This is a genomic window from Nonomuraea sp. CA-141351 (assembly GCF_050944675.1).
Lineage (GTDB): Bacteria > Actinomycetota > Actinomycetes > Streptosporangiales > Streptosporangiaceae > Nonomuraea.
Window position 1 is genome coordinate 770965 of sequence record NZ_CP191982.1, and the last position, 22999, is coordinate 793963.

Below are 22999 nucleotides of genomic sequence, written 5' to 3' on the forward strand. Positions count from 1 at the left end.
GCAGAACGGAACGCTTCATTCCATATATGACTTGAGCGAGATGGCGTTCGCGGCGCGGTGGATGGGGCCGGCGATCCTGTCGATCATCCGGTCGCGGCCGGGCAGGTGGGGCAGCAACTTGATCATCTTGAGCTGGAACCAGAGGGCCGCACGCGACCCGATCACCATGCCCTTGACGTTGGCGGGCCCGAGTGCCTGGTTGGCCTCGACGAACGGGCGCATCTCGCGCTCGTAGCCCTCCGCGCCGCCGCCCTTCGCCAGCTCGCCCGCCAGCACGTACGCGCCCACGAGCGCCAGGCTCGTGCCCTGCCCCGAGGCGGGCGAGGCGCAGTATGCCGCGTCGCCCACGAGCACGACGCGCCCCTTCGACCAGCTGTCCATGTGGATCTGGGTGACCGAGTCGAAGTAGAAGTCCTCGGCGTCGCGTACGGACTCGAGCAGTTGGGGCACCTCCCATTCGACGCCCCGCATGGCCTTCATCAGGAGGTCCTTCTGGGCGTCGACGTCGCGGTGGTCGTGGGCCAGCGGCTCCGACGACCACATGAACAGGGCCTTGGCGCGGGTGTCCTGCCTGGTGCTGTAGACGTTCGCGGTCCTGCCGGGGGCCGCGTGCACGGCCTCCTCGCGATCGAGGCCCAGCTTGTTGGGGACCGTGCAGATCGAGATGTAGTAGCCGAGGTCGCGGGCGTACTCGGACTCCTCGCCGAAGGCGATCCTCCTGGTGTTGGAGTGCGCGCCGTCGGCCCCGACGACCAGGTCGAACCTGCGCGGCGCCGAACGCTCGAACCTCACCGTGCCGTCCTCGGCGATGCCCGTGACGGAGTCGCCGAAGACGTACTCGACGTCGTGGCGGGTGAGGTCGTACAGCAGCTCGTTCAGGTCGCCGCGCATGATCTCGACGTCGTCGCCCGTGCGCCCGCCGAACAGGTCGGCGTCCATCGTCGCGACCTTCCTGCCTCTGGCGTCGTAGTGGGTGGCGATCCGCATGTCCGTGCTCCTGACGCGGACCGCGTCCATGATCCCCATGCGCTCGATCACCTGGAGGGCGGCGCCCCGGATGTCCACCTTGTATCCGCCCTCGCGGATCGCGGGGGCCCGCTCGACCACTGTCACGTCGAAGCCGTGTCGCCTGAGCCAGTACGCCGTCGCGGTGCCGGCGATGCTCGCGCCGGAGATGAGGATGTTCGTCATGGCCATGACAGTACATACGTCTCAGACGCTTGTCTAGGACAAATTTTCAAGACAGTTGTGCTAGTCTCTGAGCATGGGAAACAGGGAAGACCTGCTGGCCGGGGCGAAGCGGTGCCTGATCGAGAAGGGCTATTCGCGTACGACGGCGCGCGACATAGCCAACGCTTCCGGGGTGAGCCTGGCGGGCATCGGCTACCACTTCAAGTCGAAGGAAGCGCTGATGAACGAGGCGCTCTTCGAGGCGATGCGCGAGTGGGGGGACGAGCTGGCGGTCGCTCTGTCGGCCGACGTCAAGGCGGACACGACGCCGCTGGAGCGGTTCGAGGCGGCCTGGGATCGGGTGACGGAGTCGTTCTCCAGGCTCCGGCCGCTCTGGGTGACGCAGTTCGAGCTGCTGGGGCAGATCGACCACGTGCCCGAGGTGCGCGAGCAGCTGGTGCGCTCCATCAAGGAGGCGCGGGTGGGTCTGGCCGAGCTGTTCGAGGGGCTTGAGCCCGGGAGCGATCCGGAGCGCGAGCGGCTGGTGGGGACGGTCTACCAGGCCATGCTGACGGGGTTCCTGTCGCAGTGGCTGCTGGACCCGGACAGCGCGCTGTCGGGCCGCGAGGTCGTCACGGCCCTGCGCATGATCGCCTCGTGAGCTAGAAGGCGCTTATGGTGGCCGGAGCGCGCTCGGCGCGGCTCAGGGTGCGGATGACCGCCGTCGGCCCGTGCCGGTGGACGGCGAGCCGGGCCAGCAGTTCCACCACGGGATCGATGACCGACGAGGGCAGCTCCGGCGTGTTCAGCCCCACGCTCGCCGCCAGGTCGTCCGAGTGCACGACCAGCTCCACCAGCCGCGTGAGCAGGAAGTCGTCGAGCCGCAGCGCCCAGCCCGACCAGGGCAGCTCCACGACCCGGCCGGCGGGCTCGGCCGGCAGGGCGGCGGTCAGCAGGTCGAGCAGCGCCTGCGTCCTTTCCACCAGCGCCCCGGGTCCGTCCGCCGCGGCCGCCTGCCCGCCGCGCCTGACGCTCACGTTGCTCTCGTGGTCGAGCCCCGCCTGCACCCACGGCGACCTCGAATAGTGCTCCAGGAGCTCGATCGGCTCCTGGACCTGCCCGTTCGGCACGAGCACGTCACGGACCCTGACGAGCTGGTGGGCCAGATGCCCGGCCAGCCCCGCGACGCTGAACTCGGTGAGCGCGCTCGGCTTGTCCCAGGCCGCCGCCACCGCGGGAGCGCGCAGCAGCGACACCGCCGACTCCGCGGCCACCAGATAGGACTGCCTGATTTCCCCCATTTGCTGCCCTTCTCCTGATTTCAGGCGGTAACTCGCGCCCACACTATCCGTTCGCTCGGTCAGGTCAGCGCCTTCCTGATCGCCGATCTGATGAACGCGCGGGCCAGCCGGCCCCTCCTGAAGCGGCTCAGCACCGGTGCCGCCGTCCCGTACCTGCGGGCTCGCACGTCGGCCACCACCTTCTCCGGCGCCCCCAGCTCGGGGAGCACGTCCAGGGCCTCCCGCTTGCTGATCAGCCGCCCCTCCCGCAGCGTGACCGTGGCCCTGGCGACCGTGAGCATGCCCAGGTCCACCCAGATGTCGCGCAGCCAGCGCCGCCGCCCGCGCGTCTTGATGAGCCAGTAGTCACGTAAGTCGGCCCGTACGTACTCGGCCACCTCGTCATCCGACACGGGAGGCAGCAGGCCGGCGGGTGGAGGGCCGTAGAGCCGGAGAGCCCCGTCGTGCAGCTCGCGGCGGGTGATCGCGGTGACGGGTCGGCGGAAGATCTGCTCGTGAGCCCACGTCACATGCTCGGTGGAGAGGTCGGCCAGCTCTTCCCTGGCCATGTAGGAGCAGTGCAGCCGGGCCGCCAGGGGCTGGTCGAGCGCCCGGTGGGCGGCCTTGATACGGCGCCACTGCTCCATTGTCACCGGCGTGTCGACGACCGCGACCAGGTCCAGGTCGCTGCGCCCGGGCTGGTAGTCGCCGGCAGCCAGCGAGCCGTGCGCCCAAAGTGCGACCAGGGGAACAGCCGGTTCGATGCCCTGGAGAAAGTCGCTCAGCAGTCGTTCGGTCGCTGCGTGCATATTGGCAACTATGATCGATTCGCGGCATAGGTGCCACCGGTCAGGTCATCAAGGTGCGTCGAACAGCGCGCTCACTGACTCGCCGTCGTGAATGCGGCGCATCGCCTCGGCCAGCGCGGGGGCGATCGACAACACGGTGAGCTTGTCGCTGGGCTTGGGTGGCGGCACGGTGTTGGTGGAGACGATCTCCGCGACCTCGGGCAGCGCGCTCAGCCGTTCGACCGCCCCGCTCGCGAACAGTCCGTGCGTGCACGCCACCCGCACCGTACGCGCGCCGCGCTCGCGCAGCCGGTCGAGCAGCTCGATGACCGTGCTGCCCTTGGCGATCTCGTCGTCCAGGATGATCACATCCTTGCCGGCGACGTCGCCGATCACCGAGCTGATCACCACCCGGTCGTCGCTGAAGCGCTGCTTGGCGCCCATCGCGACCCCGGTGCCGAGCAGGCGGGCGAAGTGGGCGGCCTCCTTGGCGTTGCCGAGGTCGGGGGAGACGACGACCGTGTTCGACAGGTCGTACTGGCGGAAGTGCGCGGCCAGCTCGCGCAGCGCGTGGAGGTGGTCGACGGGGACGCTGAAGAAGCCGTGCACCTGCGGTGAGTGCAGCGTCATCGCCAGCACTCGATTGGCGCCCGCGGTGACCATCAGGTCGGCGACCAGCCGCGCGCCGATCGAGATGCGCGGGGCGTCCTTCTTGTCCGATCGTGCGAACGCATAGTGAGGCAGAACCACGGTGGTCCTCGCGGCCGACGCGCCGCGGGCCGCGTCGAGCATCAGCAGCAGCTCGACCAGATGCTCTTGCACGGGCGGCACGAGCGGCTGGATGAGGAACACGTCGCGCTCGCGGCAGTTGGCCTGGAGCTGCACCTCGAGCACGTCATTGGCGAAGCGCTCGATCCTCACCGGGTGGAGTGGCGTGCCCAAGTGGCGGCAGATCTCTTCGGCCAGCTCGGGATGGGCGCTGCCGCTGAAAACCGTGATGTCTCGCACGATTCCGTAAGCATAGCCACCTGGCCTGGGGGTTCACGAAAGCGCCCCCGGGTTCAGGTGAGCAGCTCGGGGGTCAGCGCGTCGAGGTCGGGCAGGACGCGCCACGCCAGGGCCAGCGCGTCCGGCGCGGGCGGGTAGTGCGGATGGGGCACGGCGATCACCCGCATGCCCGCCGCGTGCGCCGAGCGCAGCCCGTTGCTCGAGTCCTCGACCGCGACGCACCCCCGGGGATCGACCCCGAGCCGCAGGGCCGCCTCCAGGTATCCGTCGGGCGCCGGCTTGCCGCGCGCGACCTCCTCGGTCGAGACGGTGGCCGCGAAGCACTGCTTCAGCTCGGCCGCGTCCAGGACCGCGTCGATCAGCGCACGCGGGGACGAGCTGGCCAGGCCCAGCGTGACCGTCTCGTACAGCCGCCGCACCGCCTTCACCGCCCCCGGCATCAGCGGCACCCCGTCGCGGTAGCGGGCGGCCATCTGGTCGACCACGCCCCGCGCGATCTCGTCAGGGGGCAGTGACACTCCGAGCGAGTGCAGGTACGCGGCCCACTCCGCGGTGCTCATGCCCATGAGCCTGGACTGCGTGTCCGGCTGCCACGTGCCGCCGTGGTCGGCGACGAAGGCCCGCCGTACCTCCTCCCACACCGGCTCGGAATCCACCAGCACACCATCAAGGTCGAACACGCACGCTTCCACGCGGCAAGCCAATCACATGGCAGCCCGACCTCAGGCCGCAATGTCCTTATTGCCCTAGATTCATGCTATTAGGGGCGTTCATTGAGCCTATCCGGGCCGATTCTCGGGCACTCGCCTTGGCATGGCAGACCTTCCATTTCACGACAAGGGCGACTTCGTGGACGCGGACCGCGGCTTCATCGGGAAGCTCAGCCCCGCAGTGGTCAAGACGGCGGATGGCAGGGTCATCTGGGACAACGACTCCTACGACTTCCTCCGGGGGGAGTGCCCGGACACGGCCCATCCGAGCCTCTGGCGGCAGGGCCAGCTGTGTGCCAGGCAGGGTCTGTACGAGGTCGCCGAGGGGGTTTACCAGGTACGCGGCCTGGATCTGTCGAACATGACCCTGGTCGAGGGCGAGCGCGGCGTCCTCGTGATCGACCCGCTGATCTCCACCGAATGCGCCGCAGCCGCGCTGAAGCTGTACCGCGACCACCGCGGCCCCCGCCCGGTCACCGGCGTGGTCTACACGCACTCGCACGTGGACCACTTCGGCGGCGTATGCGGCGTCACCCAGGGGGACGTGCCGATCCTGGCCCCCGCCGGTTTCATGGAGCACGCGGTGGCGGAGAACGTCTACGCCGGCCCCGCCATGACCCGCCGGGCCGTCTACATGTACGGCACGGCCCTGTCCCGCTCGCCCGAGGGCCAGATCGGCTGCGGCCTCGGCACGACCACCTCGACGGGCACCGTGTCGCTCATCCCGCCCACGCTGGACGTCACCCGTACCGGACAGGAGGAGACCGTCGACGGGATCCGGATGGTCTTCCAGCTCACACCGGGCGCTGAGGCCCCCGCCGAGATGACCTTCCTCTTTCCCGACCGCCGCGCCCTGTGCCTGGCCGAGAACGCCACCCACAACCAGCACAACATCCTCACCCTGCGCGGCGCCAGGGTCCGCGACGCCCGCGTCTGGGCGCGCTACCTGAACGAGGCCATCTCGCTGTTCGCCGACCGGGCCGACGTCGCCTTCGCCTCGCACCACTGGCCCACCTGGGGCCGCGACGGCGTCGTACGGTTCCTCGAGCAGCAGCGGGACATGTACGCCTACCTGCACGACCAGACGCTGCGACTGCTCAACAAGGGCCTGACCGGGCCCGAGATCGCCGAGGTCCTGCACCTGCCGCCCGAGCTGGAACAGGCCTGGCACGCGCGCGGCTACTACGGCTCGGTCAGCCACAACGTCAAGGCCGTCTACCAGCGCTACCTGGGGTGGTTCGACGGGAACCCGGCGCACCTGTGGGAACTCCCGCCGCGAGAGAGCGCGATCCGGTACGTCGAATGCCTGGGCGGCGGCTCGGCCGTGGTCGCGTTCGCCAGGCGCTACATCCATGAGAACGACCTGCGCTTCGCCGCCCAGTTGCTCAACCACGCCGTCTTCGCCGACGAGGGCAACAAGGAGGCGCGCGACCTGCTCGCCGAGGTCTACACCCGGCTCGGCCACGGCGCCGAGAACGCCACGTGGCGCAACTTCTACCTCACGGGCGCCCTCGAGCTGTCCGAGGGCATCGTGCCGGCCACCGTGGACACCACCTCGCCCGACCTGCTCACCCCGCTGACCGTGGAGCAGATCTTCGACTCGCTCGCCATCCGTGTGAACGGGCCGCGCGCCTGGAACGAGCGGCTGTCGATCGACTGGCATCTGACCGACCTGGGGGAGCGGCACCGTACGACGCTGTCCAACGGCGCGCTCATCCAGCAGCGGGAGCCGGTGGACGAGACCGCGGACCTGACGCTCCGGCTGACGAAGGACCAGCTCGTGGGGCTGCTGTCGGGCAAGGGCGTCGGTGGCGTGGAGCGCGAGGGGGACACGGGGGCGCTGCAGCGGCTGGTCGCCGTGCTCGACCGGCCGACGCCCGACTTCGCCATCGTCACGGCCTGATCCGTCAGTCCGGGCCCTCGACTTCGAGCGCCCTGCAGGCCAGCACCAGCAACGTCACCACGGCGGCCCCGACACCCGGGCCCACGATGAGCGGCACGGTCAGCTCGCCGGCATGCCACGCCGCCGCCAGGATCGCCGCCGACGTCAGCACCGCCACCCCGAACATCGCCGCCCACAGCGGCAGCAGGTCCAGGTACGCGAACAGCAGCGGGAACGCCAGCCAGACGAACGGCGGGGCCGCCACGGCCAGCACGAGCCATCCGGCCGTCACCAGCACGAGCCACACGGGGCCCCGCGCCTGGACCGCCGGCAGGCAGCCGGCGGCATAGGCCAGGCCGAGCAGCACGCCGGCGACGGCCACGGCAACGCGGTCCTCGCGCAACGAGCTCACCACGGCGATCGCGAGAAGCCCGCAGGCGGTGGCGTGCACCGCCCACCGCAGCAACCGCGACGGAACGTCCATCATTGCTCACACAGAGTAACAACGGACACGGTCGAGGTCACGTGCCCCGAGGCCGCCGGGTGAAGGTCGTGATGAGGAAGTACAGGACCCCGGCCAGCACGAGAGCGATGACCACACCGATGTTGGCCGCCCCGAACGTGCTCTTCTTCAGCTCGTCGCTCATGAGGAAGCCGACGACCTTGGCGATGTACGGATCGGCCGAGGCGATGAGCCCGAGCCCCACCACCGACGCCACGACCAGCGACACCAGCCCCGCCCAGTTGAGCGCGGGCGCGCCCGGCCGCAGCAGCCGCTCGTCGTATGACCTGCCGTCGGCCCGCAGCCGCCACATGTCCACCAGGAAGATCGCCACCCAGGCCGCCATCACCACCCCGATGATCGCCAGGAACGCCTGGAAGGTGCCGAAGAAGCTGGTGGACACGAACAGCAGGTAGCACCCGCCGAGCACCATGAGGACACCGTCGATCAGCACCGCATAATGCCGCCTGACGGGCACGCCGAGGGCCAGCATCGAGAGCCCGGACGAGTAGATGTCCATGATCGCCCCGGCCAGGAAGCCCCCGATGGCGGTCAGCAGGTACGGCAGCAGGAACCACGTCGGCAGCGCTCCGGCCAGCGCCGCCACCGGATCGGTCCCGGCGGCCCCCGCCAGCTTCGGATCGCCGCCCGCCAGCAGCACGCCGAACACGAGCAGCACCATGGGCGGCAGGGCGCCGCCCAGCGTCGTCCACAGCGCCACCGACCTCGGCCGGGAGCCCGAGGGCAGGTACCGGGAGTAGTCGGCGCCGCAGTTGACCCAACCCAGCCCCAGCAGCGTCATGGCGAAGATGACCCCGCCCACCCATCCGCCGGGGCCCGCCGTGGTCTCCAGCGCCCCACCGAGCCTCGGGACCATGAGGATCATGTAGATGACGGTCAGCACGACGAACGCGTACGTCAGGTACCGCTGCACCGCCATGATCATGGCGTGCCCGTACACGCCGATCGCGATCACCACGACGGCCGCGACGGCGAAGCACACGGCGGTCGCCGTCGTGGCGGGGATGCCGGGTGCGAGCCGCGCGAGGATGGCCGCGCCGCTCTGCGCGGAGAGCGTGACGAGCACGATCTCCCAGCCGACGTTCGAGATGTAAGAGAACAGCGCGGGCAGCTTGTTCCCCTGGTAGCCGAACGGCGCCCGTCCCAGGGTCATCGTCGGCACGCCCGACCGTGTCCCGCCGACGGCGACCAGGCCGACCAGCAGGAACGACAGCACGTACCCGATGGCGCCGGTGATGATCGCCGGGACCACGCCCAGGCCGAGACCGACGATGTACACCCCGAAGGCGACGCCGAACAGGGAGAGGTTGGAGCCGGCCCAGGGCCAGAACAGGTCCCTCGGGAGGCCGTGCCGCTCGGCTTCGGGAACGGCGTTGATGCCGTTCTGCTCGACGGTCATCGAATCCATGACCGGACGTTATCTGTCTTTTGGGTAGAAAAAGAACCCTTGCGCGCGGCGGGATGGCGGCTTCGCTCGCGAGGGTGCCCCCGCATGGTGATATTTCATGACTTCGAGGGCACTATGCCTGGAATGAGGGCGTCCGGGTTGGACACGCGCAGACGCGCGCTGGCCGTTTGCCTGGTGGCGGCTTTCATGACCGGGCTGGACGTGAGCATCGTCAACGTGGCGCTGCCATCGATCCGCGCGAGCCTGCACGCGACCGAGGACGGCCTGCAGTGGACCCTGTCCGGCTACGCCCTGACGTTCGGCCTGCTGCTGGTCCCGGCCGGGAGGCTGGGGGACGTCAGGAGTCGCAGGACGCTCTTCATATGGGGCGTGGCGCTGTTCACGCTGTCCAGCGCGGCGTGCGGTTTCGCCTGGGACCCGAAGGTGCTGATCGTGGCCCGGCTGGTGCAGGGCATGGCGGCCGGAACGACGAACCCGCAGGTCTCGGGTCTGATCCAGCACATGTTCCGCGGGTACGAGCGAGGACGGGCATTCGGCGCGCTCGGCGCCACCATCGGCGTCTCCACGGCCGCGGGCCCGCTGATCGGCGGCGTCCTGGTCACCGTCTTCGGGGCCGATCACGGCTGGCGATGGGTGTTCCTGGTGAACGTGCCGATCGGGATGGTCCTGCTGCCCCTGGCCTGGCGCGTCCTGCCGAGCCCCGACCCCGCCGTGCCGCGGCCGGAGCGGCGGGAGAGCATGGACCCGGTCGGCGTCCTGCTCCTCGGCGTCGGAGTGGCGGGCCTGCTCCTGCCCTTCATCCAGCGCCACCAATGGGAGGGGAACGCCAAGTGGGTGCTCATCCCCATCTCGTTCCTGATACTGGCCGGTTTCGTGACGTGGGAGCGGTTCTACCGCCGTGAGCCACTGGTCGACCTGGCACTCTTCAGGAAGCGCTCGTACAGCCTGGGCTCGGCCATCGCCCTGTTCTACTTCGCCGGCTTCACCGGGATCTTCTTCATCTTCACCCTGTACCTGCAGAGCGGCCTGGGATACAACCCTCTGCAGGCCGGCCTCTCGATCACCCCGTTCCCCCTCGGCTCCGCCTCGGCCAGCGTGGTCGGCGGACGACTGGTGCACCGCGTCGGCCGCCGCCTGGTCGCCCTCGGCCTGGCCACGGTGATCATCGGCATCTCCGCGACCATGGCCGCCACCGCCCTGGTCCCGGGACGCGGCGTGGGTCTGGCCACCGCGCTCCCCCTGCTGGTGGCGGGCATGGGCAGCGGCCTCGTCATCTCCCCCAACCAGGCCATCACCCTGTCGGAGGTCCCGCCCGCGGGCGGCGGCAGCGCGGCGGGAGTCCTGCAAACGGGCCAGCGCCTCGGCTCGGCCATCGGGATCGCCGCGATCGGCTCGACGTTCTTCGGCGCCCTGAACGAGGGCTGGCCGGCGGCGTTCCGCCACGGCCTGATGGTGGTGCTGCTCTTCATCCTGCTCGCCCTGTCAGCCGCCGCCTACGACCTCGTCCGCACGCCCTCTCGATTCACTTGACAGGCCTGCGGGCGATGAAAACGTACTCACGGCTGTCTTCGGTGAACGGCTCGCGGCCGAATCCGCCGTAAAGCGCTTCGAGCTCAAGGCCGGCGACGTCGATCAGCCCGAGCCACTCGTTCCTGGTCGCCCACCAGGAGGAGCTCGTCGCGCCGTCGTCGAGGACGATGTCGATCCTGTTGTCACCCACGGCGAATCGGGTGGTGTGGGGTACGGGCCTCTCCTCGCGCTCGCCGTCGAGGCGTGCGGCGATGTGATGGTCGAAGGCGATGGCGTTCCAGGCGAACCGCCCCTCCGGCAGCAGCGAGGCGGCAACCCGCTCGAAAGTACGGCGGCGGTCGGCCCAGGTCGGCAGGTGCTGGAGCGATCGGAAGGGGCAGTAGATCAACGCCGCCGGCTCGTCCAGGGTGAGGTCGCGCATGTCACCCTCGCGAAGGTCGAGTTCCACACCGTCTTGGGCCGCGCGGATGCGGGCTTGTTCGAGCATCGTCGCCGAGGCGTCCACCCCGATGACCCGCCGGCCGGTCTCCCTCGCGACCGAGATCGCGACGCGCCCGTTCCCGATCGCGAGCTCGACCAGCGGTCCGTCGGCCTCGCGCGCGAGGCCGACGTAGAAGGCGACGTCGGCCACCATGTGAGCCGACCATTCCTCGTATTCGTTCGCGAACGCCTCGTCCCAAGTCGTTGCCATCGACTCATGATCCCACCCGTCGCCGCCGATGGCCGTGCGGCATTCTGGGGGCTGTGTTCGCCGGCGCGGGAGAGGAGGCAACGTGAGGGCGAGGTTGCGCAAACTGTATGCGGGCGGGAGAGAGTTCGTATGGAGCGGCCGGCTCTACCACGTGGCCGGTGACCGCGACTGCCACAGGTGTGTCCGCCTGCGCGTTTGGGGCGCCGGGAAGAACAGCCACGCGCTCGAGGCGGATCTGTTGTCAAAGGCGATCCTGCCGTGGGGCTGCGCGACCGATGGCTCCTATCCGACCCCGCAGGACGTGCGGAACGTCATCGACTACGCCTTGACGCATGGCTGGGATCCCGGCCTCGTCGGCGGGACCTTCTTCCTGAGCGAGCGAGATCACGCGTTCGAACTGCCCGGCTTCCTCCTCACCGACCGCCTCAGAGACGACGGGGCGCCGGATCCGACCGCGCGAGTGTTCGGCGCCTCCGAACCCGGGACCACCGAGCCCCTGCCGGCTTCGGCGCCATAGCCCTTGGACTGGCTCATCAAGGGCTGAGCAACCTGCCCTGATGACGCCGCAGGACGGCTTTGGCCAGCTCGGCGGGTGTTCCGGTGCTGGTGTCCACCGTCATGTCGTACGCGACGCCGTGATCGTGAACCGTGCGCAGGTGTCCACGTGCGAGCCCGGGTTCGTTGCCCCGCGCCACCTCTCGTTCCTCGGCCACCGCCAAGGGACACATCACCCCCACCAGCAGCACGTCCAGGCCCGCCAGCGCGTCCATCCACACGGACAGCAGATCCGGGGTCAACAACATCTCGTCGATGACGAGGTTGTCGCCACCGTGGGCGAAGGCGGCCGCTGCGGTGCAGGCCGAATGCAGCATCCGGCGGCCGACCGGGCCGTAGCGGACCGTCAACAGCGGGTGGCCATCCTCGTCGCGGGCGGTGCGGTCGTACCAGAAGCCGACTCTGCTGAGCGGGCCGTCGCGACCGCCGCCCCAGTTCGGGGGGACGAGGCTGAACAGGGTGTCGATTCCCCAGTAGAGGAACGGGGCGTCGCTCTCGTCCTGGATGGCTTGGGCCAGCGTTGTCTTGCCTGAGCTCGATGTCCCGTTGAGGAAGATGACCCGACCTGGGGGTCTTACGTTCGGCACCACAGCCACTGTAATCAGCGCGGTGTGCTTGTCGAGTCCGGTACTCGGGCTCGCTGCTGTTGCTGAAGCCCCGTCCGGGTGTTTAGGTTGCTCCGGTGAGCGAGGTTACCGAGCCGAACAAACCTACTCTCCTCTACATAGTCGGACCGCCGGCGGTCGGCAAAATGACTGTCGGATATGAGATCGCGCGACTTACCGGGATGAAGGTCTTTCACAACCACTTGGCGATCGAGCCGGTGCTGCGGTTCTTCGAGTTCGGCAGCGAGCCGTTCACGCGTCTCGTCGGGGAGTTCCGGCGGCGGATCTTCGAGGAGGTGGCCGGCAGCCAGGCCGGTCTGATCTTCACGTACGTCTGGGCGTTCGACGTCCCGGCTGACGAGGCTGAGCTGGACCATTACGCTGCCCCGTTCCGTGACCGGGGCGGACGGATCCTTTATCTGGAGCTGTCCGCGAGCCAGGAGGTGCGCCTGAAGCGGAACAAAGGAGAGCTTCGCCTGGCCGAGAAGCCGTCCAAACGCGATCTCGACTGGTCGCGGCGAAACCTCCTGGAACTGGACGCCAAATACCGGCTCAACTCGAATGGCGAGTTCGATGGCCGGGCCGAGTACCTGCGGATCGACAACACCGAGTTGCCGGCGGCGGCGGTCGCGGAGCGAGCCATCCAGCACTTCGGCCTCGGGTAGCGGGGGACTGCGTGGCTTCATCGTGCGCGCGGCCCGCTGGACGTCCCGCGATGTGACCGTGACCAGGGTGGAGAGCCGCAGGTCCGTCGCGTTGGGCGTTCACGCGGTAGCCGGGTGTGCCACGGTTCGTGACCGGGTCGAGCGCTACCTCCGGCTCGTGAGTGCCTTGGTCCGCGGCCCGGGCTGACAGCCGAGTTACCGACCGCGACAGTGGATCGTTGCTCAGTCAAGAAAGGCGGCGAGGATGGGGTTGGCCTGCGCGGGGGCGTCCTCGTGGACGTTGTGGCCGGCGTCAGGGATGATGCGGACGGTGGCGCCGGTGATGCGGCGGCCGAGTTCGGCGGCCTGCCAGGGTTCGTCGAAAGCATCCTTGCCACCCCAAAGGATCAGCGTCGGAGCCTTCACATCACCAGGCACCGCTCGGTGAGGGTGTAGTCGAGGTTACGTTGCAGCATCCACATGGACGAACGACCTGGCCAGAGTGCCACCGTAGGTGGACTTGGTCATGAGCTTGCCGATCAGTTCTCCCACGATGGGGAACTCCAGCGGCCGGAAGTCCCAGCTGGAGGGGACGTCCAGACCGACGGAGTTCAGCAGGGCCAGCCGCTGGACCCGCTCGGGATGGCGCTCGGCCAGGTAGAGGGCGACGGCGCCGTTCCAGAAGTGCCCGACCAGCTGTAGATCCACAACGTACCGCCCGGCAGGAGCACGACCGGAGACCCGCTTCCGGCCTTGACGTAGTGGAAGCGCGCCACCGGGGTCTCCACGTAGCCGGAGCCGGCCAGGTCCGCCGAACGGAAGTTGCTTTCTTGCGACGGTTGCCAGACATAGGCCACCAGCAGTGCCACGGCGACCACCAGCGCGAGGAAGCCTGCCAGCCCGTACAGGAGGCGCCGCAACCACCGTCGCCCTGGCCGCCGCCGGGTGGTCTGCTGTTGCGCGGCCTCGGCTGAAGTCGGCTGCCGGGTCATGCTCATGGTCGCTCTGTCCCCTGAGTGGATGTGGATGATTTCCACGAACGGGACGGAGCACCCAGGCCATGCCGTGACAGCCCTGGTGTGTGAACTGAGTCACCGTAGGCGCGGCGCGGCTGAAGCGACGGGGCGCGCCCCGAATTCAGAGGTGGATCACCAGGCCATCGCGCCCTGACGGTCACGGAAGGTCCCGGTCGGTCCGTCCGCCCCGATGGTGGCGAGTTCGACGATCGCGTCGGTCCCCTCGGTCACTGTCTGCGGGCCGCTGTGCCCGTTGAAGTCGGTCGCGGTATAGCCCGGGTCGGCCGCGTTCACTTTCACGTCCGGCCAGGCCTTCGCATACTGCGTCGTCAGCATGGTCACGGCAGCCTTCGACGACGTGTAGAGCGGCGTGACAACCCTCGACTCGACGCGCTCGGCGTCGTGGGTTGCGGCGAACGACCCCATGCCGCTCGACACGTTGACGATGACCGGGTTCGCGGACTTGCGCAGTAGGGGCAGGAACGCGTGCGTCACCCGGACGATCCCCACGACATTGACCTCGAACACCGCGCTGGCGTCAGCGGCCGTGATCTGGTCGGCGGGGTTGTGCGTCCCGTGGATACCCGCGTTGTTGATGAGGACGTCGACGAACCCCTCGTGAGCCTCGACGTCGGCGGCGGCCGCAGCCACCGACGCGTCGTCGGTCACGTCGATCTGGACGAATCGGGCACCGAGTGCGTCTGCAGCTTCCTGGCCGCGTTCCGGATCGCGAGCGCCGATGAGGACGGTGTGGCCGGCCTCGATCAATCGGCGGGCGGTCTCGTACCCGAGGGATCTGTTGGCTCCTGTTATGAACGTTGTGGTCATGTGTTCACTCTCGGCCGGTGACGAGAGGAGAGCCAGTGCCCTCTGCGACGGTGGGACGGCCAGTACCAGGCAGAACGGCGATCCAGCGGACACAATGGTCGGGTGGACGAGACCCTCGGGACGGCATTGCGCCGCTGGCGCGACCGGCTTTCTCCCCTCGACATCGGGCGGACTGCGCGGCCCGGACGACGTGCGGCGGGGTTGCGACGCGAGGAACTGGCCGAGCTCGCAGGGCTGTCGGTCGACTATGTGGTCCGGCTGGAGCAGGGGCGCGCCACGAGCCCTTCGGCGCAGGTCGTCGCGAGCCTGGCCAGGGCACTGCAGCTGGAACCCACGGAGCGCGATTACTTCTACCGGCTGGCCGGCCTCCTCCCGCCACAGGAGGGGACGATCTCTACGCATGTTCCGGCGGGGGTTCAACGGGTGCTGGCTCGCCTCGGGGAGTTCCCTGTGGGCGTGTTCAGCGCCGACTGGACCTTGCTGTCCTGGACTCCCGCATGGGCAGTGCTGCTGGGCGACCCCGGCGCGCGGACGCATGCCGAACGGAACCTGGTGCGGGCGGTCTTCGCCACAGGGCCCAGAGGGCTCGCGGCCTGGCCCGTACTCCACGACGGCGACGCCCTGAACCGCGCCCTCGTCGCCGATCTGCGCACGGCTCTCGTCGACTACCCCCGTGACCGTGGACTGATCGACCTTGTCGCGGACCTGCGCTCCACCAGTACGGAGTTCACCCGGCTGTGGGACGAGGGTGCGGTCGGTCGGCACGTCTCGGCTCGCAAGATCATCGTGCACCCCCAGGCCGGCGAGGTGACGTGCGACTGCGACGTGCTCACCGTCCCAGGCTGCGACGTCCGGCTCATCGTCTACACGGTGGCCGCGGGTTCCGTCGATGCGGAAAAGTTGGAGTTCCTGCGGGTCACGAACGGGGTCCCCGCCGGCGGCTCCTCGCCTCCGGCGCCCGGCCCGTTCTCCACGCCGTAAACGATCTGGTCGGCGTCGGCCGGATCCCGTCCAGCAATCCATTCACTCCTGCCGGGTGGGCTGCACGGCCCGACGGCGCGTCAGCACGCGAGTGGTGCTGCCGTCACCTTCGGCTATGTCCCGGACGTGCTCGAAGCCGATCCTGTTCAGCACGGCCAGCGAGGCACTGTTTGACGCCGCCACGGTGGCGTACACCTCCGTGAGCCCCAGGGTGTCGAAGCCGTAGGCGACGATCGCCTCGGCCAGTTCTCTTCCCAGGCCCGATCCCCACACATCAGGGGCCAGCGCGTAGATGATCTCGTAGCCCTCGGCCACGTCGGTCGGCTTGATCTCAGCGTGTCCGATCAAGAGACCGTTCCGGCGAACGGCCCAGACATCGAACAGATCCTGGGCATAGACCTTTGTGAAGATCCGTCCGAACAGGGCACGGTCCTCCGCCTCGGTAGCAGGGCCGTCGCCCATCCACTGCGAAACCCTCCGGTCCTGGAACAGGGTGACGAAGTCTTCCTGGTCTTCGGGGGTGTACGGCTCCAGCAGCAAGCGCTCAGTGCGCAGAGTCGGAGGCACAGACGGCCAAGCTAGCCGCGCGCCACTCCTCCGACAAATCATTTCACCGGCGAGACTCGGCGCAGGCGCTCTCGCGCCCGCCGAAGCCATCGATGGGTGCTGCCTTACCGAGACATGCAAGTGATCCAAATCCGTGTGAGCTATCAACTGACGATGCTCCTGGACACCGGAGCCCAAGTGGACGTGGGAACCGAAGCCGTGCACAGTAAGGGCACCGCGCCCTGGGCGGTGAAGTGCGGCGCGGGCCACCGAACGGGTGCATCATGAGCGCTTCGTGACCGACCCCATTGCCCAACCCAGGGATGAACCGGACGTCCAGGCGCATGACTCCGAAGATCAGTAGCAAACCTGGCAGCCACACGGGGACGTGCGCCGGCTCGAAAGCAGACCGCAACCATGTGGTCCGGTGGACCGGTGTGGCGGGGAGTTCGAGAGGCCGCGGTCACTCCCGGAGGGCAGGGGTCTGAGCTGCCTGGGCGCGGAGCGCCTGTCCGGCGAAGGCGATGCAGGAGGCCGGTGGCGTGCAGGGCTCTCCGAGAGCGAACGAACCCGGGGACGACCTGGATCTCTCAAAGTTTGTACAGCTTGTTGAAAGGTGTCGTGAGTCGTTCCTGCCGCGATCCGAAATCGACGAACACGGCTACTTCGTCTTCCACACCGATGACGACGCCGAGACCAAATCGATCATGGGTCACCTGGTCGTTCACGCTGAACCGCTCGACAGGCGGGGCGGGAGGCGGAGGTTTGAACGGACTTGTGGACAGGTGGCGGCGGGGCGTGTCCTTTGCTGGCATGCCTCCAGTATGTGCTGCCTGTGAGAACGCTCGCGACGGGGGTTCGGCAAGTTCGCAAAACGATCGAGGCCCGGGCGAGGATTCGGCTCCTCACCGGGGCCCCTGAAGCTCGAGAGCGGGTGACGGAAATCGAATCCGCGCTGTCAGCTTGCGAACTGCGTCGATCATGGCTCGGCGGGGCGCTGAGCTGGGCGGGAACCGGTCCTGAGTGAGTCCCGCGCATGTCCGGCGTACCGATCCGCCACCTTGTTGAGATCTACGCCACCGAAGACGATCCCGCGCCGCTCCCTTGCCCCGAAGATCTCATCGTGGTTCCGCTGGATTCCTGGGAGTGATCAAGCCCGCTGGGCGGCGAGCCGCCCTGCGTACTCCTTGACGGCCAGCGTCAGGGCCAGGGCCTCGGGGCCCAGCAGCAGGCCGGCGCAGAGCAGCCGGTACCAGAACGCGGCCGCCAGAGGGCCCTCAGCCAGGCCGTCGGCCGCCCAGCGCAGGACCTCCGCGAAGACCGGCAGCAGCAGGACGCAGAACCAGGCGGCCACTCCGAGGAATCCCACCAGCCACACCCAGCGGAACCAGCGTCCGACGCGCAGGTCGGTTTCGGTTGAGTCCGCCAGTTCCTCGGCTTCCTCTGCCGTCAGCCTCCCGAAGGCCTCTCGCAGCATCAGCGACTTCACGCGCCACAGGTTGCGGCAGCCCAGGGCGTTGACCAGCACCGCGTAGAGATCGGTGCGAAGGAAGACCAGACTCTGCCAGAGCATCTGCATGACCTTGATGAACACCCAGGCGGCCAGCAGCGACCCGACCAGGTCCGCGGCCGACCAGTGGCCGGTGTCGATCAGCAACCGGCCGGTGAGCAGGACGGCGAGCAGCACGGAGTCCACGGCCAGGCCCGCCAGCAGCGGGCCGTACCGCTGGCGGCGCGGGAGCGTCCACAGCTGGGTGAGGTCTGTTTCGAAAACGAGCATCCACATGCGGCGGTCGACGCCGAAGCGGGTCTGGATGCCGAGGGCCCGCGCGCCGAGCCAGTGGCCGCACTCGTGGCTGGCCGCCGCGAACCACACGAAGGGTAGCCAGGCCAGCGCGCTCAGCCCGATGTCGTCGAAGGGGAAGGCGTCCTCGGCCGGGTCGGGAATCAGACCGGGACGGAGCGCGAAGACGCCCAGAGCGAAGAGCAGGCAGGCGGCATAGCAGGTCCAGGCCACGGGGCCGAAGAAGGGGCGTACCATCTCCGGGCGGATGCCGGTCATCCAGCGGCGGGCCTGTATGGGTGCGGTGCGTACGGGTTCCGCCGCGGCGCCGTCCCCCGGATTCTCGTCGCCCGCGTCCTCGGCCAGGAAGCCGAGCTCCCCGAGGGTGGCGACGAACGACGGCACATTGACCGGCTGGCCGGCGAACTCCTCGGCCTCGGCCGCCGCCTCGTCGAGGCTCGCTCCCCGCTGGAGGGCGGCGATCACCACCCCGCCGACCGCCGGAATCGTCACGAAGGTGCCGGTTGCCGGGTCGCCGACCAGAACCTCGTCCTCGCCCTCGGGAACGACGCTGAGCGGCCTGAGCCTGACCGTGGCGGAGCCGGGGACGGTCACCGACGCCCACCCTCGCGCGGCGGCGCCAGGCGGCAGACCGGGCACTCCGGATTCTTCGGCAGGGGCTGCCACTCGGGCACCAACCCCGTGCGCATATCGAGGGTGACCCGGAACCCGGCCGCGCGGGGAGGTTCGTAGCCGGTGAGGTAGCGCTGCGCCTCGAAGGCGAGCAGCGAGCCGACCTGCATCGCCATCGGTCCGGTGAGCGGGTTGCTCAGCTTCATGTTCTCCACGATCCGGTAGGCGATGCCCTCCGAGCTGTCCTCGGCGGGCCGGTCCGCGTAGTCACAGGCCAGGCACGCGGTCCGGCCCGGATCCACGGAGAGGTACATCAGCTGGCTGCGGTTGGCGCCCCCCAGGACGTACGGGACGCCGGCCCGAACCGCGGCCTCGTTCGCCCAGAGGTTGGCGTGCGGATGGCCGTCGAGGCCGCCCGCGATCAGGTCGATGCCCTGGACCAGGTCCGCGAGGTCCTCGGGGGCGGAGATCCAGCGGTCGACGGCGTGCACCTTGATGCTCGGGTCGTAGTCGCGCACCCACGCGGCCGCGCGCTCGGCCTTCGACAGGCCGATGTCCGCATGCCGGTAGAGGAACTGCCGGGCGAAGTTACGGGATTCGACGCGGTCCTGGTCGACCAGCGTCAGCTCGCCGACGCCGAGGCCGGCCAGGCACTGCACAAGGGAGGAGCCGCCTCCGCCGACGCCAAGCACCAGGACGTGGGCCTCGCGCATCGGCCGGAGAAACCCGGCGCGGTGGCGGTCCAGGGCGGCATGGGTGCCGTAGAAGCTGAGGTTGGAGAAGTGCCGTTCGTCCTCGTACGGGTCGCCGAGGGTCCTGCCGTCGGCGTCCTCGACCAGGCCCAGGGCGTCAAGACCGCTCAGGCCCCGGCTGACGTCCTCCTCGGAGAGGTGGAACCCGTGCCTGCCGAGGGCGACGCTCAGCTCGGCGGCGGTCTGCGGGGCCCGGCGCAGCTCGCTCAGGAGCGCGGCCACCTGCCCGTCGGGATCGCTCAAGGTCATCGCCTCGCGAGCGTCGAAGACAACCAGCAGATCCTCGCCGGTCGCCTCCCACTCGACTTCCTTCAACGCCACACGCATCGTGTCTCCCGCGCCAGTACGCATGTTGGACCCCGCGGGGAGGGGCGTGGCGCGCACGAGAGGCGCGTCTTGTCTCCCTCCCCGCGGGAGAAAATCGTCAGGCGGTGTCAGGGCCTCACGTGGCGGGGTTCTGGGTCGCCTTGACGGACTCGACCTTCTTGACCTTGATCTCCATGATGTGCCTCCTCATGAGATTGCGCGGCCGTAGGTGCCGCATGTGAAAAGCGTGCTGCGTGGTGCTGAAATGCCGCTGATTTTCTGCTGAATCGGCAGTTAGGCTGCCAAGTAATGATCAACCGGGCACTCACCGAGGCATTCACGTGGCTGGAGGCGGAGACGAGTGACCGTGGAGGGCGTTGAGTTCCGTCTGCTGGGACCGGTGGGAGTGTGGGACGCCGGGCGATGGCTGGGCCCGTCCACTGCGCAGCAGCGGACCGTGCTGGCGATGCTATTGCTCGAAACGGGCCGGCCGGTGCCCGTGGGGCGACTGGAGACCGCGCTGTGGGGCGCCGAACCGCCCGAGTTCTCCCGCAACGCCGTACAAGGGCACATCTCCAGGCTTCGCCGGCTGCTGACCCCGTTCACCGAGGCGGCGCTGGTGACCTCGGCGCGCGGCTACTGCCTGACGGTGGGGCGCGACCGTATCGACCTGCACCGCTTCCGTGACCTGGTTCGCGAGGCCGCCGGTGAGACGGAGCCGGAGCGCGCCGTCGACCTGCTGCGTGGGGGGCTGGCGCTGTGGCAGGGCGCGCCCCTGGCGGACGTCGCGGGCCGGTGGCTGCCCGACGTCGTCGTGCCGAGCCTCGAGGAGGAGCGGCTGACGGCACTGGAGCGGCGGGCCACGCTCGACCTGCGGCAGGGGCGGCATCAGGAGGTGGCGGCGGAGCTGGCGGCCCTGGTCGGTGAGAACCCGCTGCAGGAACGGCTGGTGTCCCTGCTGATGACGGCGTTGCTGAGATGCGACCGCAGGACCGCGGCGCTGGCCGTCTTCCGCCGCGTCAGGCGCCGCTTCGCCGAGGATCTGGGCATCGAGCCCGGCGAGGAACTGCAACGACTGCACCAGGCGGTCCTCTCCGGCCGGGAGGAGGCGGCCGGGGCGACCGGTACGGCCGCCCTCGCCGTGCCGCGGCACCTCCCCCGGGACACCGAGCTGTTCACCGCCCGCGAGGAGGAGCTGGCCACCCTGGACCGGCTCACGCTCCCGGCCGACGGCTCATCGCGTTCGGCGCACGCGATGGCGCCCTGTGTCATCACCGGCACCGGCGGCGTGGGCAAGACCACATTGGCCGTGCACTGGGCACACCGGGTACGCGACCGTTTCCCCGACGGTCAGCTCTACGTGAACCTGCAGGGTTTCGGCCCTACCCACATCGCCCGGCCGCCCGCCGAGGCGGTGCGGCTGTTCCTGGACGCCCTGCAGGTGCCGTCGCAGCTGATACCCGCCACGCTGGAGGCGCAGGTCGGGCTCTACCGCAGCCTGCTGGCGGAGCGGCGCATGCTGATCCTGCTCGACAACGCCCTCGACTGCGACCAGGTCCGGCCGCTGCTGCCCAACGCGCCCGGCTGTCTGGCGCTGGTCACCAGCCGCGCCGAGCTGACGGGCCTCGTCGCGGCGGAGGGCGCACGTACGCTGCCGCTGGGGCTGTTCTCTCCCGCGCACTCCCGTGAACTCCTGACGCGCCGGCTCGGCGTGGACAAGGTGGGCGCCGAGCCGCAGGCGGTCGACGACATCGTCTCCCGGTGTGCCGGGCTACCCCTGGCCCTGGCCATCGTGGCCGCCCAGGCCCATGCCCGCCCGGCGTTCCCGCTCGGCACGCTCATCTCGGGACTCGACGGCGTCGACGGCCTCGACGTCTTCGACGGCGGGGACGCGGCGACGAACATGCGCACGGTGTTCTCATGGTCCTATCGCGCGCTCAGCTCAGACGCCGCACGGCTGTTCCGGCTGCGCGGCCTGTTACCGGCGCCTGAGATCTCCACCGCCGCGGCCGCCAGCCTGGCCGGGATACCCGTGCGGCAGGCCCACCGCCTGCTGACCGAGCTGACGCGGGCCAATCTCGCGGCGGAGCGCTCCCCTGGGCGTTACGGTTGGCACGACCTGCTCCGGGCGTACGCCGAGGAACTGACCCGCCTCCACGACTCGGAGACCGAGCGCCGAGAGGCGCTGCACCGGCTGCTCGACCACTACCTGCACAGCGCCCGCCTCGGCGACCGGCTCCTGGACCTGTACCATCGCGTGCCGCTGGCCCTGGCGCCGCCGCGGCCCGGCGTGGTCCTGGCCCGCCTCACCGACCGCGCGCAGAGCCTGGCGTGGTTCGGTCGCGAGCACCGGACGCTGCTGGCGGCGATTCGGCATGCCGCACGCTCCGGGTTCGACGCGCATGCCTGGCAGCTGGCGGGCGCCTGCTGGGGCTTCCTGTCCCAGGAGGGGCGCTCGGACGACCAGGCAGCCATGCACCACATCGCGCTGGAGGCGGCGGTACGGCTGAACGACCCGGCCGCGGAGGCCCACGCCCGCGTCGGGCTCGCCCAGGCCCTCATCCGGCTGGGCCAGGACGGCGCGAGCGGGTCCCACCTGCGGGAGGCGCTCGGCCTGTTCGGCGGGATCGACGACCCTGTCGGACAGGGGATCTGCCTCATCTACCTCAGCGTGCTGAAGGACCGCCACGGCCAGTACGCGGAAGGGCTGGACCTGAGCGAGCAGGCGCTGCGGCTGTACCGTGCGGCCGGTGACCGGGCGGGCGAAGGCAGGGTCCTGAACAACATCGGCTGGTTCCACGCGCAGCTCGGGGCGTACGGGGAGGCGCTGCGCCGCTGCGAGGAGGCGCTGGCCATCCACCGCGAACTGGGCGACATGCCCGGTGAGTCGGCCACGCTCGACAGCATGGGTCACATCCATCACCTGCTCGGTCAGCACGAGGAGGCGATCGCCTACTACCGTCAGTCACTGGCCTGGCGCTGGGGCGGGAAACGCGCGCTCGGCGCCCGGACCCTACGGCGGCTGGGCGAGGCCCAACTGGCCGCGGGCCGGCTTCACGAGGGCAGATGCACCCTGCGGCGCGCCCTCGATCTCATCGCCGAACTGGCCCCCGGCGATGCGGACGCGCTCCGGGCGAGGATCAACGGCCTCAACGATCCGGACAAACCGCAGGTCTAGGGCCTGCCGGACGCCGACGAACGTGCTGCGGTCCGGGCGCGACCAGCACGTGAGGTCTCTGGACTGGACGAAGAACCGGTCCCGAGTGACCGTGATCGACTCCTCATCGCCCTCGCCCACTGCACGGCGATCATGCCTGTGACCTCTGCCGCAGCAGGGTGGCTGCTCCTGCGATACCACCC

General features: G+C 69.4%; 23 protein-coding genes. 7 read left to right on the forward strand and 16 right to left on the reverse strand.

Annotated features, from left to right (window positions below; translation table 11 throughout):
- Positions 1-15 precede the first annotated feature (15 nt).
- Positions 16-1191 (reverse strand): FAD-dependent monooxygenase, encoded by a 1176-nt coding sequence (locus tag ACQPWU_RS03945; protein WP_433436950.1) that lies wholly within the window; start codon positions 1189-1191, stop codon positions 16-18.
- A 73-nt stretch (positions 1192-1264) separates the two neighbouring features.
- On the opposite strand from ACQPWU_RS03945, the gene ACQPWU_RS03950 reads away from it, so the two are divergent.
- Positions 1265-1831 carry a TetR/AcrR family transcriptional regulator gene (locus tag ACQPWU_RS03950; protein ID WP_433436951.1) on the forward strand — a complete coding sequence of 189 codons (567 nt, stop codon included), beginning with the start codon at positions 1265-1267 and terminating at the stop codon, positions 1829-1831.
- A 1-nt stretch (position 1832) separates the two neighbouring features.
- On the opposite strand, the gene ACQPWU_RS03955 is transcribed toward ACQPWU_RS03950, so the two are convergent.
- Genes ACQPWU_RS03955 through ACQPWU_RS03970 form a run of 4 tightly spaced genes read right to left on the reverse strand, consistent with a single transcriptional unit; the run spans position 1833 to position 4926 of the window.
- Positions 1833-2471 (reverse strand): maleylpyruvate isomerase N-terminal domain-containing protein, encoded by a 639-nt coding sequence (locus ACQPWU_RS03955; protein ID WP_433436952.1) that lies wholly within the window; start codon positions 2469-2471, stop codon positions 1833-1835.
- Positions 2472-2530: 59 nt separating this feature from the next.
- Positions 2531-3259 carry a nucleotidyltransferase domain-containing protein gene (locus ACQPWU_RS03960; RefSeq protein WP_433436953.1) on the reverse strand — a complete coding sequence of 243 codons (729 nt, stop codon included), beginning with the start codon at positions 3257-3259 and terminating at the stop codon, positions 2531-2533.
- A gap of 48 nt (positions 3260-3307) precedes the next feature.
- The gene (locus ACQPWU_RS03965; RefSeq protein ID WP_433436954.1) at positions 3308-4246 is read right to left on the reverse strand and encodes a ribose-phosphate diphosphokinase; all 939 of its coding nucleotides are present in this window, start codon (positions 4244-4246) and stop codon (positions 3308-3310) included.
- 53 nt (positions 4247-4299) lie between these two features.
- A complete protein-coding gene (locus tag ACQPWU_RS03970; protein ID WP_433436955.1) occupies positions 4300-4926 on the reverse strand; it encodes an HAD family hydrolase in 627 nt (208 codons plus the stop codon).
- A 133-nt stretch (positions 4927-5059) separates the two neighbouring features.
- Here ACQPWU_RS03970 and ACQPWU_RS03975 point away from each other — a divergent pair, with 133 nt between their 5' ends.
- Entirely contained in the window at positions 5060-6859 is a 1800-nt protein-coding gene (locus ACQPWU_RS03975) for an alkyl/aryl-sulfatase (RefSeq protein WP_433436956.1), read from the forward strand.
- A gap of 4 nt (positions 6860-6863) precedes the next feature.
- Here the strand turns inward: ACQPWU_RS03975 and ACQPWU_RS03980 are convergent, their stop codons facing one another.
- Together ACQPWU_RS03980 and ACQPWU_RS03985 are read right to left on the reverse strand one after the other, a co-directional pair.
- Positions 6864-7325: a hypothetical protein gene (locus ACQPWU_RS03980; RefSeq protein WP_433436957.1), complete on the reverse strand. Its 462-nt coding sequence runs from the start codon at positions 7323-7325 to the stop codon at positions 6864-6866.
- Positions 7326-7359: 34 nt separating this feature from the next.
- Positions 7360-8769: a purine-cytosine permease family protein gene (locus ACQPWU_RS03985; RefSeq protein WP_433436958.1), complete on the reverse strand. Its 1410-nt coding sequence runs from the start codon at positions 8767-8769 to the stop codon at positions 7360-7362.
- A 138-nt stretch (positions 8770-8907) separates the two neighbouring features.
- Between ACQPWU_RS03985 and ACQPWU_RS03990 the strand changes: the two genes are divergently transcribed.
- A complete protein-coding gene (locus ACQPWU_RS03990; RefSeq protein WP_433436959.1) occupies positions 8908-10299 on the forward strand; it encodes an MFS transporter in 1392 nt (463 codons plus the stop codon).
- Here ACQPWU_RS03990 and ACQPWU_RS03995 read toward each other — a convergent pair.
- Entirely contained in the window at positions 10292-10990 is a 699-nt protein-coding gene (locus ACQPWU_RS03995) for a class I SAM-dependent methyltransferase (protein WP_433436960.1), read from the reverse strand. The genes ACQPWU_RS03990 and ACQPWU_RS03995 overlap by 8 nt on opposite strands.
- An 82-nt stretch (positions 10991-11072) precedes the next feature.
- On the opposite strand from ACQPWU_RS03995, the gene ACQPWU_RS04000 reads away from it, so the two are divergent.
- Positions 11073-11507 carry a hypothetical protein gene (locus ACQPWU_RS04000; RefSeq protein WP_433436961.1) on the forward strand — a complete coding sequence of 145 codons (435 nt, stop codon included), beginning with the start codon at positions 11073-11075 and terminating at the stop codon, positions 11505-11507.
- Positions 11508-11523: 16 nt separating this feature from the next.
- Here the strand turns inward: ACQPWU_RS04000 and ACQPWU_RS04005 are convergent, their stop codons facing one another.
- Complete coding sequence (locus ACQPWU_RS04005) at positions 11524-12132, reverse strand: chloramphenicol phosphotransferase CPT family protein (RefSeq protein WP_433436962.1); 609 nt, start codon at positions 12130-12132, stop codon at positions 11524-11526.
- Positions 12133-12332: 200 nt separating this feature from the next.
- Between ACQPWU_RS04005 and ACQPWU_RS04010 the strand changes: the two genes are divergently transcribed.
- A complete protein-coding gene (locus tag ACQPWU_RS04010; RefSeq protein ID WP_433436963.1) occupies positions 12333-12815 on the forward strand; it encodes a hypothetical protein in 483 nt (160 codons plus the stop codon).
- Between the two features lie 222 nt (positions 12816-13037).
- On the opposite strand, the gene ACQPWU_RS04015 is transcribed toward ACQPWU_RS04010, so the two are convergent.
- The 3 genes from ACQPWU_RS04015 to ACQPWU_RS04025 form a co-directional block, all read right to left on the reverse strand.
- A complete protein-coding gene (locus ACQPWU_RS04015) occupies positions 13038-13220 on the reverse strand; it encodes an alpha/beta fold hydrolase (protein ID WP_433436964.1) in 183 nt (60 codons plus the stop codon).
- Positions 13221-13256: 36 nt separating this feature from the next.
- Positions 13257-13502, reverse strand: coding sequence for a hypothetical protein (locus ACQPWU_RS04020; RefSeq protein WP_433436965.1), 246 nt, complete (start codon positions 13500-13502; stop codon positions 13257-13259).
- A gap of 440 nt (positions 13503-13942) precedes the next feature.
- The gene (locus ACQPWU_RS04025; RefSeq protein ID WP_433436966.1) at positions 13943-14638 is read right to left on the reverse strand and encodes an SDR family NAD(P)-dependent oxidoreductase; all 696 of its coding nucleotides are present in this window, start codon (positions 14636-14638) and stop codon (positions 13943-13945) included.
- 102 nt (positions 14639-14740) lie between these two features.
- Between ACQPWU_RS04025 and ACQPWU_RS04030 the strand changes: the two genes are divergently transcribed.
- Entirely contained in the window at positions 14741-15619 is an 879-nt protein-coding gene (locus ACQPWU_RS04030) for a helix-turn-helix transcriptional regulator (RefSeq protein WP_433436967.1), read from the forward strand.
- Positions 15620-15661: 42 nt separating this feature from the next.
- Here the strand turns inward: ACQPWU_RS04030 and ACQPWU_RS04035 are convergent, their stop codons facing one another.
- The 4 genes from ACQPWU_RS04035 to ACQPWU_RS04050 all read right to left on the reverse strand — a co-directional run bounded on the left by ACQPWU_RS04035 (position 15662) and on the right by ACQPWU_RS04050 (position 19660).
- Positions 15662-16159, reverse strand: a complete 498-nt coding sequence (locus ACQPWU_RS04035; RefSeq protein WP_433436968.1) for a GNAT family N-acetyltransferase — start codon at positions 16157-16159, stop codon at positions 15662-15664.
- A 596-nt stretch (positions 16160-16755) separates the two neighbouring features.
- Entirely contained in the window at positions 16756-16980 is a 225-nt protein-coding gene (locus ACQPWU_RS04040) for a hypothetical protein (protein WP_433436969.1), read from the reverse strand.
- Positions 16981-17315: 335 nt separating this feature from the next.
- Positions 17316-18563, reverse strand: a complete 1248-nt coding sequence (locus ACQPWU_RS04045) for a hypothetical protein (RefSeq protein ID WP_433436970.1) — start codon at positions 18561-18563, stop codon at positions 17316-17318.
- Positions 18560-19660: a HesA/MoeB/ThiF family protein gene (locus tag ACQPWU_RS04050; RefSeq protein ID WP_433436971.1), complete on the reverse strand. Its 1101-nt coding sequence runs from the start codon at positions 19658-19660 to the stop codon at positions 18560-18562. Before ACQPWU_RS04050 ends, ACQPWU_RS04045 begins: the two co-directional genes overlap by 4 nt.
- Positions 19661-20006: 346 nt before the next feature.
- Here ACQPWU_RS04050 and ACQPWU_RS04055 point away from each other — a divergent pair, with 346 nt between their 5' ends.
- Entirely contained in the window at positions 20007-22817 is a 2811-nt protein-coding gene (locus tag ACQPWU_RS04055) for a BTAD domain-containing putative transcriptional regulator (RefSeq protein WP_433436972.1), read from the forward strand.
- Positions 22818-22999 lie beyond the last annotated feature (182 nt).

Bases quoted from the DNA above. Each gene is read 5' to 3' on its own strand.
- ACQPWU_RS04025 (WP_433436966.1), bottom strand. From the start codon at position 14,638: ATGACCACAACGTTCATAACAGGAGCCAACAGATCCCTCGGGTACGAG.
- ACQPWU_RS03960 (WP_433436953.1), bottom strand. From the start codon at position 3,259: ATGCACGCAGCGACCGAACGACTGCTGAGCGACTTTCTCCAGGGCATC.
- ACQPWU_RS03950 (WP_433436951.1), top strand. From the start codon at position 1,265: ATGGGAAACAGGGAAGACCTGCTGGCCGGGGCGAAGCGGTGCCTGATC.
- ACQPWU_RS04010 (WP_433436963.1), top strand. From the start codon at position 12,333: ATGAAGGTCTTTCACAACCACTTGGCGATCGAGCCGGTGCTGCGGTTC.
- ACQPWU_RS03975 (WP_433436956.1), top strand. From the start codon at position 5,060: ATGGCAGACCTTCCATTTCACGACAAGGGCGACTTCGTGGACGCGGAC.
- ACQPWU_RS03980 (WP_433436957.1), bottom strand. From the start codon at position 7,325: ATGATGGACGTTCCGTCGCGGTTGCTGCGGTGGGCGGTGCACGCCACC.
- ACQPWU_RS03945 (WP_433436950.1), bottom strand. From the start codon at position 1,191: ATGACGAACATCCTCATCTCCGGCGCGAGCATCGCCGGCACCGCGACG.
- ACQPWU_RS04040 (WP_433436969.1), bottom strand. From the start codon at position 16,980: ATGCCAGCAAAGGACACGCCCCGCCGCCACCTGTCCACAAGTCCGTTC.
- ACQPWU_RS04050 (WP_433436971.1), bottom strand. From the start codon at position 19,660: ATGCGTGTGGCGTTGAAGGAAGTCGAGTGGGAGGCGACCGGCGAGGAT.
- ACQPWU_RS03955 (WP_433436952.1), bottom strand. From the start codon at position 2,471: ATGGGGGAAATCAGGCAGTCCTATCTGGTGGCCGCGGAGTCGGCGGTG.
- ACQPWU_RS03985 (WP_433436958.1), bottom strand. From the start codon at position 8,769: ATGGATTCGATGACCGTCGAGCAGAACGGCATCAACGCCGTTCCCGAA.
- ACQPWU_RS03995 (WP_433436960.1), bottom strand. From the start codon at position 10,990: ATGGCAACGACTTGGGACGAGGCGTTCGCGAACGAATACGAGGAATGG.